The organism is Atopococcus tabaci DSM 17538 (genome assembly GCF_000429585.1).
Lineage (GTDB): Bacteria > Bacillota > Bacilli > Lactobacillales > Carnobacteriaceae_A > Atopococcus > Atopococcus tabaci.
In genome coordinates this window covers 1-10,197 of record NZ_AUCD01000077.1, presented here as the reverse complement: position 1 = coordinate 10,197, position 10,197 = coordinate 1, and the positions used below count along the sequence as shown (strand labels likewise).

Here is a 10,197-nt window from a genome sequence, read left to right as displayed (position 1 = left end):
CCCTTCCCAAATACATACTTCCGCTTGGTATAATACGGCGTAGCTCTTTCCCATAGAAACATCTAATGCCAGTACATAGGTCATTTGGGTTCCTCTCTTTCTTCTTCACATTGAAAGACCCTCACTGCTTCATTTCGTATCCCATTTCCTTTACCCGGACTCATGGTCCCACATACTTAAACCTGATTGAGAAATGACAGTGAAGGAGCTCTGTTTTTGTTTCGGACTCGTGGTCCTCGAGAGCTTGTTCGAGCTTCCTTTCACCCTTACTATACTTCTATAAAAGAAAAAATAGTAGGCAGAAACCCCCGTCGAGGTTTCTACCTACTAATCTTAGTATGTTTTTGTATTTAGTGTTGCATAGCATAGCGTTCCTCTAGGTCTGCAAATGTTGTTTGGAAGAAGGACATCATCTCTGGATAAAAAGACAACTTTACCGGCGAAGCGGCTTCGAGTTCGCGGTACAATTTTCGGGAAACAGCTTCGGGTTGACGGCTGACCACTTCCATCACCATCATTAATGTACAAGAACGGATTACGTCTTTCATTAACGATTGATCCTCGGACGGGTTCGTTTTGTAGATAAAGCCGATCAACTGACGAATTTCTTCATCGAATGTTGTTTTATCGGGAGTGAACTGAGTCCGGAGTTCTTCCGCTTTGTCTTCGTCGATGTCTTGCAAGTCATCCAACAGTTGCAGGAACGCGCCGTAATTGAACGCAAATTGCATCTCTTCTTGTGTCAGGCTACCTTTCACTAAAAAAGCATCCGCCAAAACCGATGAGCCGCCTTTTTCAAAAGACAACCGCAGCACCATTTCATCAGAAAGCGATTGGTGTTGTTTCATACTGGCGGTCTGCGCTTCATGAATGAACCGGATGCTGTCAAAAACGTCCGGGAACTGGTTTCTTGGAAACTGCTCTTCGATCAGTCCGATCAACTCAAAGACACGTGTGGAGTGATCTTTTTCCCCGGCGATGACATGGGACAGCCGTTCATTGAATGCTTGCTTCTCTTCTAAAGACACGGCTGGGTTATCCAAGTAATTGTCGGTATAGGGATACAACAAACTGTAGGCATAGACGGCTGGAGTCAGTGCCAACGGAAGATTCCAGTGAATTTGCAAGCTGTTCATAATCCACACATTCCGCATTGCTTGGTAAACTTCTTCAGTGCTCAGAGCGCTGTCTTGTTCGCGTGTGCGGTCGATGAAAGCCTCTGCCACGTCCAGATACCCCTTTTCCAAAAAGAACCGGAGAAAAGGGCGCTCAAAGAGAAGGCGTTGACTGTCGATTTCTAAAATAAACGCCGTCACCAACTTTTTTGTCTGATCTTTCTTTTCCTGCAAATCAGCGTGGAGTTGTTCCGTCATTTTTTTCAGTTTCCGTTCGTTCTGCCATTTTTTAATGAAGGAAACACGTTTCAGCTGGACAGGGGCTGCCTGCTTGTAACTGGCCAATGCACATTCAGTCAAAAGCTGTCTGGGTATCGGCATGGTGATTCCTTCCTTCTATTTGCATTCATTATAGCAGAAACTTTTTTCGAAAAAAGTCCACATTAGGCGAGGAATCAAAGTAGCGGTATTCTGAGGAAGAAGTGCGGATGTTCAGCTTTTTTTGTTGAAAAGTAGGTTTGTCTTAAAAAAACGCAAAAGATGGGTTGAAATTTTTTGTAACCTTGCTATAATATGAATTGTTGTTTTGGATTATGGAGGGGTAGCGAAGTGGCTAAACGCGGCGGACTGTAAATCCGCTCCCTCAGGGTTCGGGAGTTCGAATCTCTCCCCCTCCATTTTTATTGGGCTATAGCCAAGCGGTAAGGCAACGGGTTTTGGTCCCGTCATTCCCAGGTTCGAATCCTGGTAGCCCAGCTAAAAAAGAGCCGCACAGGATACTGTGGGCACTGACCCCCAAAAGTTAGAGTGAAAAACTAACCTTTTGGGGGTCTTTTCTATGGCAAAATACAGTTCAGAATTCAAATGGCAAGTGGTTCAGGAGTACTTGAATGGTCCGTTGGGCTATAAGTTGTTGGCGAAGAAGTACAATATGCCTTCTCCCGCTCCTCTCAGACAATGGGTGCGCGCGTTCCAAGAATTTGGTATGGACGGTTTAGAAAGAAAACGGAAAAAGACCGTTTACTCTGTTCAATTCAAGATGGATGCATTACACTTTATGAGACAGACAGGCTCGAGTTATGCCGAGACAGCCATTGCCTTCGGCATGAATAACCCAACCCTTCTTGCGAACTGGGTTCGCGCCTTCCAAGAAGGCGGGATTGAGGGCCTGAAACCAAAACCAAAGGGGCGTCCATCCATGTCCAAAAAACCAACTAATCGACCGAAAAAGCCCTCTACCCGTGAAGAGCTGGAGCGTGAGAACGAACTGTTACGATTGGAGAATGCGTACCTAAAAAAGTTGAGAGCTTTTCGGAAGAACCCCGATGCCTTTCTCGAAAAGCACAAACAGCCGTGGCATTCGGACTCAAACAAGAAGGATTCAAACTAAAAGATATCCTGGTGGTCATTGGACTGCCAGAAGCTACGTACCATTACCATGTGAAGCAGTTCGGGAAAGAAGATCATGATCAGTCGCTAAAAGCACTGATTAAGCAGCTCTTCTTTCAGTTTAAGGAACGGTATGGGTACAAACGGATCACAAAAGAAATCCAAAAATTGGGACACTGCGTCAACCACAAGAAAGTGTACCGCCTTATGCAGGAGATGGATTTGAAGTGTGTGAAGTTCATGCGGAAATCGCGCCGATATAACTCCTATAAAGGAAAAGTAGGAACCGTGGCGAAAAACCGGTTGAACCGGCGGTTCCATTCGCCTTTTCCTTTACAAAAACTGGTCACAGATGTCACAGAGTTCAAGTGCACAGGGGAGGAAAAACTGTATCTCAGCCCGATTCTCGATCTCTACAACGGAGAAGTCATTGCCTACGGCCTCCATAAACGGCCGACATTGGACTTTGTGATGGAGCCGCTTATGGAGGCCGTTGAGATTGTCCGCAAACGCGCCCGATTCCGCACGACCCTCCACTCGGATCAAGGGTGGCAGTACCAACACAACCGCTGGGTCAAGACGTTGAAACACCATAAGGTTTTCCAAAGCATGTCCCGAAAAGGGACCTGTGCCGATAATGCGGCAATGGAAAATTTCTTTGGGCTTCTCAAACAAGAAATGTACTATGGAGAAAAGCTGGTCAGTTATGAAGAATTGAAAGCAAGAATTATTGAATACATCGACTGGTACAACCATGTCCGCTCCAAAGAAAAATTGGCTGGCCTGAGTCCAGTAGAATACCGAACTCAAACCAGCCAATCAGCTGCGTAATAAAAACTTTAACTTTTGGGGGTCGCCACCGTGCGGCTCTTTTTTTTACAAAAAACAGGCAGGCGCTTCCTACGGCGGCAGGGAACAAAACGCTTTGAGGAGCTCGTCCCCAACAAAAAACAGTCTGTCTCCATAAGGAATTGTGGTATACTAGTGGTGCTATACGTGAAGTTTCAGGAGGTGCATTCATGCCATTTGATTTTGATTGGTCACAGCTCTTTACATGGCGGGCGTTGATCAATCTGTTAGACATTGCTATTGTCGCATTTGTCATCAATCAGTTGATGAAAATTGTGAAAGGAACACGGGCGGTTCAGTTATTGAAAGGAATCGGCGTGATCCTGCTCATTAAATTTGCCAGTTCGTTTTTCGAACTACGAACAACGGAATATATTGTAGATTATGTGATTCAATGGTCCGCATTGGCGTTGATCATCATCTTTCAGCCCGAACTGCGGAGAGGTCTGGAACACTTGGGCAGAGGGTCCTTGTTTCCGCGTAAACGGAAAATCAACCCAAGTGAACAGTTGGTCCAAGACATTTCCCGGGCCACTCAATATATGAGCAGACGCCGAATCGGTGCGTTGATGTCCATTGAAATTGATACAAGTTTGGAAGAGTATATAGGCACAGGCATTTCGTTGGATGCAGATGTTTCAGGGGAATTGTTGATCAATATTTTCGTTCCAAATACGCCGCTTCATGACGGCGCAGTCATATTGAAAGACTTTAAGATCGCTTCCGCTGCAAGCTATCTCCCGCTCTCTGAAAGTCCGGCCATCCCGAAAAAACTGGGAACCCGTCACCGGGCGGCCATCGGATTGAGTGAAGTTTCCGACGCCATCACAGTGGTTGTGTCGGAAGAAACAGGGGAAATCAGCGTTGCACGTCAGGGGAATTTGATTTCTCCTATGACCAAAGAAGAATTGGAAACTTATTTGAGGAAAGAATTGGTGTCTGAAGAAGAGGACGAGAAAAACTTCTTTCAGAAGTTGGCGGAAGGGTTCAGGAAAGGAGGAGCTGACAAATGAAAGGCAGCTCAAATAAAAGTCCTTGGCCGTCCCGTCTCCTATCCCTTCTGTTTGCGGTCTTGTTGTTTTCTTTTGTCCACTACGAAAACAACTCCCGGGTGCAATCCACCACCCCGTCTAATGGCGCAAGCATCACCAGTGTGGAGGTGCTGACGGATATTCCGATCGGTATCAACATCGACAAAGACCGTTATTTTGTTTCTGGGATTCCAGAGACGGCGACGGTTCGGTTGGAAGGGCCGCAGGCGATTTTGACCCAAACATTGGCGACAAGGAACTTTGAAATTGTGACACCCGACTTAGACGACCTGGGGCCCGGAACCCACGTCATCCGGTTGGGGGCGGAAGGCATTTCCAACCAGTTGGACTACAGCATCATGCCATCGGAGTTTCCCGTGGTGATTGAAGAAAAAGTGACGAAGGAATTTGACATCAATGTTGAATTTGATACCGCCTATCTGGAAGACGGGTATGAGGCAGGGACTCCGCAGCTTTCTCAAGACACAGTCGTGATCTCCGGGGCTGCATCCACTGTCGAACAAGTCAACCAGGTAGCGGTTGTAGTGGTGCCGGAAGAAGGCAATATCACAGAAGACATAGAGGCAACATTGTCGATATTGGTTTTCGATGCTTCAGGAGAGTTGTTGAATGTGAATATTGAACCTTCCCAAGTAGATGTGTACATACCTGTGGAAGGAACCCAAAAGAGTCTTCCGGTTGCATTGCGGCAGACAGGTACGGCTGATCCGAATTATGAGTACACCTTGGAACTTGAGCAAGGCGAAAACGAGAGTGTGCTTGTGACGGGGGAACAGAATCTGTTGGAAGACATGGGAAATTTTGTGGTGGAAGTAGATGTCTCTGGGGTGACGGAATCAACGTTGCGTACAGTTCCGTTACCGGTTCCGGATGGCATCACAGAAGTAATGCCGGAAGAGTTGGACGTGGTTATCCGTGTCTCGCCTAAAAACGATGGAGAGGCGAATAATGATGAATCTGATGAAACAAATTCATCAGAAGAAAATGCAGAAGACACCAGTGGCAGCCAAAGCAATACCGCAAACACTGCGGACGAAGAGCCAAGCGACACAACTGAAAACGACACAACGACAAATTCAAGTGTGGAGAACGATTCAGCAGAAAACGGCGTTGGTTCAAACCAACAGCCCGACAGTTCAAGTGAAAACGATCAGTAAAAGGAGAGTATACAATGGGAAAATACTTTGGAACCGACGGAGTAAGAGGGATTGCAAACCAAGAATTGACACCGGAATTAGCGTTTAAGTTGGGCCGTTACGGCGGATATGTTTTGTCCACGCACCTCGAAGAAGGGGAGCGCCCGCGTGTTTTAGTGGGACGGGACACCCGTATTTCAGGAAGAATGCTGGAGTATGCATTGGTCGCGGGGTTGTTGTCCATTGGAGCTGAGGTCATGCGTCTCGGCGTCATCACTACTCCAGGAGTTTCTTATTTGACCCGTATGCAGGGAGCGACAGCAGGCGTTATGATTTCTGCATCCCATAACCCGGTTCAAGACAACGGCATCAAGTTTTTCGGAGCAGACGGATACAAACTGTCGGATGAACAAGAAGCGGAAATCGAAGAACTATTGGACAAAGAAACAGATGAACTGCCACGTCCAAGCAGCGAAGGACTGGGAACGTCTGAAGAGTTCAAAGAAGGCGTATTGAAATACATCCAGTTCTTGACACAGACCATCAACGGTGACCTTTCAGGAATTCAAGTTGTCCTGGACGGTGCACACGGTGCGGCAAGCCCATTGTTGACTCGTTTGTTTGCTGACTTGGAAACCGACTTTGATCTTATGGGAGTCTCTCCAGACGGTTTGAACATCAACGACGGGGTGGGAAGCACCCATCCGGAAAAACTGGCCCAAATGGTTGTTGAAAAAGATGCCGATGTAGGGCTGGCATTCGATGGAGACGGCGACCGTTTAATCGCTGTAGACGAACTTGGAAACATTGTCGACGGCGACAAGATTATGTACATCTGTGGAAAATTCATGAAAGAAGAAGGCCGCTTGAAAAAAGACACCATTGTGTCCACGGTCATGAGCAACATCGGCTTTTACAAAGCGTTGGAAGAGCACGACATGACTTCTGTGAAAACTCAAGTGGGCGACCGGTTTGTCGTAGAAGAAATGCGCAAAAATGGCTACAACTTCGGCGGCGAACAATCCGGACACCTTATTTTCTTGGATTACCACACAACAGGCGATGGCTTGTTGTCTGCAGTTCAATTGTTGAATGTGATGAAACAGACTGGCAAAAAATTGTCTGAACTCGCAGAAGAAGTCACTACTTACCCACAAAAATTGGTGAACATACGTGTAACGGATAAACACCACGTGATGGACAACGAAGCCATCAAAGAGGTCATCGATGAAGTGGAACGTGAAATGAACGGAAACGGCCGGATTTTGGTTCGCCCAAGCGGAACCGAATCGTTGTTGCGCATCATGGCGGAAGCACCGACCGAACAGGAAGTAGTGACCTATGTCAACCGGATTGCAGATGTGGTCCGTGAAGAAATCGGCAGCGAATAAACGAAGAACAGAAGAACGCAAAAAAAGCAGGCCCGCGGGTCTGCTTTTTTGTTTTGGATCAACATACGAATTTATACATGGCGAATCGACCTATACCAATTATGACACATATTTTTCATTGACAAATAAAATCCGTTAAGTTACTATTTACTAGCAAGTTCAAGGGGAAGCATAAGAGTATACCAATTTTAAAACATTTGTAAAAAGACTACTTAATTCATAAAAAAACTAGGTCATAGAAAGAAGGATCGCTATGTGCGGAATTGTGGGATACATCGGAAACCAGGATGCAAAGGAAGTGTTGCTTCAAGGGTTGGAAAAGTTGGAGTACCGTGGATATGATTCTGCGGGCATCTTTGTCATGAATACGTCCGGTGAAGGGAATCTCTTCAAAGAAAAAGGACGAATCAAAGAGCTGCGCCAAGAAGTGAAACAGGACGCCCAGGGAACTGCCGGCATCGGCCACACCCGTTGGGCAACACACGGAGTACCGAGCGCAATGAACGCTCACCCGCATCAATCTGAAAACGGGCGCTTCTCATTGGTCCACAACGGCGTCATTGAAAATTACCGCGAGTTGAAAGAAGCGTATTTACAGGACGTCACGTTCCACAGCGAAACCGATACGGAAGTCATCGTCCACTTGATTGCGAAATTCACAGAAGAAGGATTGGAAACATTCGATGCCTTCAAAAAAGTCGTTCAATTATTGAAAGGCTCTTATGCACTGGGCTTGGCAGACCGTGAACAGCCGGAAAAAGTGTTTGCAGCGAAAAACAAAAGCCCGCTTTTGGTCGGCGTTGGAGAAGATTTTAACGTCTTGTGCAGCGATGCGATGGCCATGATTCGCTATACCGATCAATTCATGGAATTGATGGATGGAGAATTAGTAGTGTTGACCGATACCGCTGTTCATATTGAAGACGTGGATGGAAACGTAAAAGAACGTGTACCGTACACAGCTGAATTGGACGCCAACGACATCGAAAAAGGTACCTACCCTTACTACATGTTGAAAGAAATCGACGAGCAGCCGGGCGTCATCCGGCAGTTAGTTCAAAACTACCAAGGCAAAAATGGAGAGCTGGAAATCGATGAAGAAATCATCCAGGCCATGTTGGCCAGCGATCGGATCTACGTCATCGCGGCCGGCACCAGCAACCATGCAGGGTGGATCGGCAAGCAGTTGCTTGAGAAGATAGCCGGCATTCCGGTGGAAGTGCATGTAGCCAGCGAGTTCAGCTACAACATGCCGCTGTTGACAGAGAAGCCCTTCTTCATCTACATTTCTCAAAGTGGGGAAACGGCCGACAGCCGTGCCGTTTTGGTGAAAACCAATGAAATGAACTACCCCTCACTGGCCATCACCAACGTGGCCGGTTCCACATTGTCCCGTGAATCGGATTATACTTTGCTGTTGCACGCCGGTCCAGAAATTGCGGTGGCTTCCACCAAAGCATACACCGCACAAATCGGAGTGTTGGCGATTTTGGCGGATGTTCTGGGACGTGCAAAAGGCAAAACACCTGAATTCGACATGATTCATGACTTGGGCATCGTCGCCAATGCGATGGATGTGGTTATCGATGAAAAAGAAACAATGGAAGAGATTGCCCGTCTGTATTTATCGAAAACCCGCAGTGCCTTCTATATCGGCCGTGCGATGGACTACTATGTCTCCATGGAGGCGGCCTTGAAACTGAAAGAAATCTCCTACATTCAAACAGAAGGGTTCGCTGCCGGAGAACTGAAACACGGCACCATCGCCTTGATTGAAGAAGGCGTGCCGGTGGTGGCATTGATTACGAACGCAGAAACAGCCGGACATACCCGCGGAAACATTGAAGAAGTTCGTTCGCGTGGAGCTGCCACTGTGGTTGTTTCGATGGAAGGATTGAACCGGGAAGGCGACCAAATTGTCCTGCCGGAAATCAACCCGTTGCTTTCTGCACTGGTCAGTGTCATCCCGACCCAGCTGTTGGCGTACTACGCCACGCTGCACCGTGGATACGATGTGGACAAACCGCGTAACCTGGCAAAATCTGTTACAGTAGAATAAGAAAATCCCCCCCTTTGGACATCTGTCTAGAGGGGGTTGTTTGTTTGAGTCAACCAATCTCTCAACTCCTGGTTGAACTGGTCGGCTTTCCCCACAGACCACGTATGGCCCGCACCGGGAATCACTTTTCCTCCTGCACCAGGGATATAGCGAGGACCGACTTCGACAGATTTCAATCTATTGCGTGATTCTTCTTCTCCAGCAACAATGAAGCAGGGTGTAACGATGCTTCCATACGATTCATCCAAGCGGAAGTCCATAATTTCTTTGAAGATGGTTTCATAGCTTTGACGTGTTAGAAGCTGATAGTTGGTGATGAAATCCGGAATTTTTTCTTCAGGCAACTGGTAAGCATCCCGGGCGAGTTTGGTTAAGTATTGAGGGTTTTGTTGTCCGCGATGGATGACCCAAGATTGTGCTCTAAGAAAAAAACGAAACGGCAGCGGTTCGACGGTAATGCCGCTAATAAAGGCACTCTGAATCTTTTCAGGGTACTGTTTGACCAACTCCAAAGCTACATGACCGCCTAAGGAGAGGCCGACCACATACACAGCCCGGTTTTGAATGACGTGTTGCGCAATAAGGTCGACGGTCTCCTTAAGGTTTGTCCATGGCGTAGAAACACTTTTTCCATGACCAGGTAAATCCACCAAGAGGAGACGGTAATCTTTGAATGCAGGAATTTGCTGCCACCAAATCCACCGGCTTGTCCCCAATCTGTGGATAAAAAGGATCGTTTCTTTTCCGCTGGATGTAATTTCCTCATAGTCTATCATGTCGAAAAGCTCCTCATAAAATAATTTGCTGTTGAAACAAGCTTAGCACACGGACAACTAAAGACGAAGTTTGCTATGTGTAAAATAGTTGTCGGAAAGTAAAATAGTAGGGTAAGAAATGAAAGTAGACAAAAAGGAAGAAGACCCTTAATCTAGAGATAACCACAAATCCAGAAAAGAGGTCTTCTTATGAATCAAATTATAGCAGAAATTGCCAGTATATTAAAGGATTCTGAAACATTATTAGACAGTGAAATACGATTAGATCAATACCTTCCAAAAGTCATGTGTGAGCTGGTTTCCAAAGCAATCGAGATGATTGATTTGGAATTAATTCATACTTATAAAGAAAAAGGATACGATATACAGAAAACAATGAAACGTACCGTTCAGTTCTCTTACGGGGCTGTTGAGATTAGGCGACGACGCA

General features: G+C 46.6%; 9 protein-coding genes and 2 tRNA genes. 9 read left to right on the top strand and 2 right to left on the bottom strand.

Features of this window, described 5'->3' with window-relative positions; all coding sequences use genetic code 11:
- Positions 1 to 350 precede the first annotated feature (350 nt).
- A complete protein-coding gene (locus tag G470_RS13935) occupies positions 351 to 1,496 on the bottom strand; it encodes a hypothetical protein (protein ID WP_051258541.1) in 1,146 nt (381 codons plus the stop codon).
- 214 nt (positions 1,497 to 1,710) lie between these two features.
- Between G470_RS13935 and G470_RS0110065 the strand changes: the two genes are divergently transcribed.
- The 8 genes from G470_RS0110065 (at position 1,711) to glmS (ending at position 8,991) form a co-directional block, all read left to right on the top strand.
- A tRNA-Tyr gene (locus tag G470_RS0110065) sits at positions 1,711 to 1,792 on the top strand.
- A 7-nt stretch (positions 1,793 to 1,799) separates the two neighbouring features.
- Positions 1,800 to 1,871: transfer RNA gene (locus tag G470_RS0110060), tRNA-Gln, on the top strand.
- 82 nt (positions 1,872 to 1,953) lie between these two features.
- Complete coding sequence (locus G470_RS0110055) at positions 1,954 to 2,505, top strand: helix-turn-helix domain-containing protein (protein ID WP_028274706.1); 552 nt, start codon at positions 1,954 to 1,956, stop codon at positions 2,503 to 2,505.
- Positions 2,469 to 3,335 carry an IS3 family transposase gene (locus G470_RS0110050; protein ID WP_084172175.1) on the top strand — a complete coding sequence of 289 codons (867 nt, stop codon included), beginning with the start codon at positions 2,469 to 2,471 and terminating at the stop codon, positions 3,333 to 3,335. Before G470_RS0110055 ends, G470_RS0110050 begins: the two co-directional genes overlap by 37 nt.
- 188 nt (positions 3,336 to 3,523) lie before the next feature.
- Positions 3,524 to 4,366: a diadenylate cyclase CdaA gene (gene cdaA / locus G470_RS0110045; protein ID WP_028274704.1), complete on the top strand. Its 843-nt coding sequence runs from the start codon at positions 3,524 to 3,526 to the stop codon at positions 4,364 to 4,366.
- Positions 4,363 to 5,562, top strand: a complete 1,200-nt coding sequence (locus G470_RS13355; RefSeq protein ID WP_051258540.1) for a CdaR family protein — start codon at positions 4,363 to 4,365, stop codon at positions 5,560 to 5,562. Before cdaA ends, G470_RS13355 begins: the two co-directional genes overlap by 4 nt.
- A 14-nt stretch (positions 5,563 to 5,576) precedes the next feature.
- Entirely contained in the window at positions 5,577 to 6,932 is a 1,356-nt protein-coding gene (gene glmM / locus G470_RS0110035) for a phosphoglucosamine mutase (protein WP_028274703.1), read from the top strand.
- Between the two features lie 253 nt (positions 6,933 to 7,185).
- A complete protein-coding gene (glmS, locus tag G470_RS0110030) occupies positions 7,186 to 8,991 on the top strand; it encodes a glutamine--fructose-6-phosphate transaminase (isomerizing) (protein WP_028274702.1) in 1,806 nt (601 codons plus the stop codon).
- A gap of 26 nt (positions 8,992 to 9,017) precedes the next feature.
- Here the strand turns inward: glmS and G470_RS13930 are convergent, their stop codons facing one another.
- Positions 9,018 to 9,767 (bottom strand): alpha/beta fold hydrolase, encoded by a 750-nt coding sequence (locus G470_RS13930; RefSeq protein WP_051258539.1) that lies wholly within the window; start codon positions 9,765 to 9,767, stop codon positions 9,018 to 9,020.
- 189 nt (positions 9,768 to 9,956) lie between these two features.
- On the opposite strand from G470_RS13930, the gene G470_RS0110020 reads away from it, so the two are divergent.
- Positions 9,957 to 10,197 (top strand): hypothetical protein (locus tag G470_RS0110020; protein WP_028274701.1); only part of this gene is annotated, 241 nt, incomplete at its 3' end.

Coding starts and splice junctions, on each gene's coding strand:
- G470_RS13930 (WP_051258539.1), bottom strand. CDS start 9,767: ATGATAGACTATGAGGAAATTACATCCAGCGGAAAAGAAACGATCCTT.
- G470_RS13935 (WP_051258541.1), bottom strand. CDS start 1,496: ATGCCGATACCCAGACAGCTTTTGACTGAATGTGCATTGGCCAGTTAC.
- glmS (WP_028274702.1), top strand. CDS start 7,186: ATGTGCGGAATTGTGGGATACATCGGAAACCAGGATGCAAAGGAAGTG.
- cdaA (WP_028274704.1), top strand. CDS start 3,524: ATGCCATTTGATTTTGATTGGTCACAGCTCTTTACATGGCGGGCGTTG.
- G470_RS0110055 (WP_028274706.1), top strand. CDS start 1,954: ATGGCAAAATACAGTTCAGAATTCAAATGGCAAGTGGTTCAGGAGTAC.
- glmM (WP_028274703.1), top strand. CDS start 5,577: ATGGGAAAATACTTTGGAACCGACGGAGTAAGAGGGATTGCAAACCAA.
- G470_RS13355 (WP_051258540.1), top strand. CDS start 4,363: ATGAAAGGCAGCTCAAATAAAAGTCCTTGGCCGTCCCGTCTCCTATCC.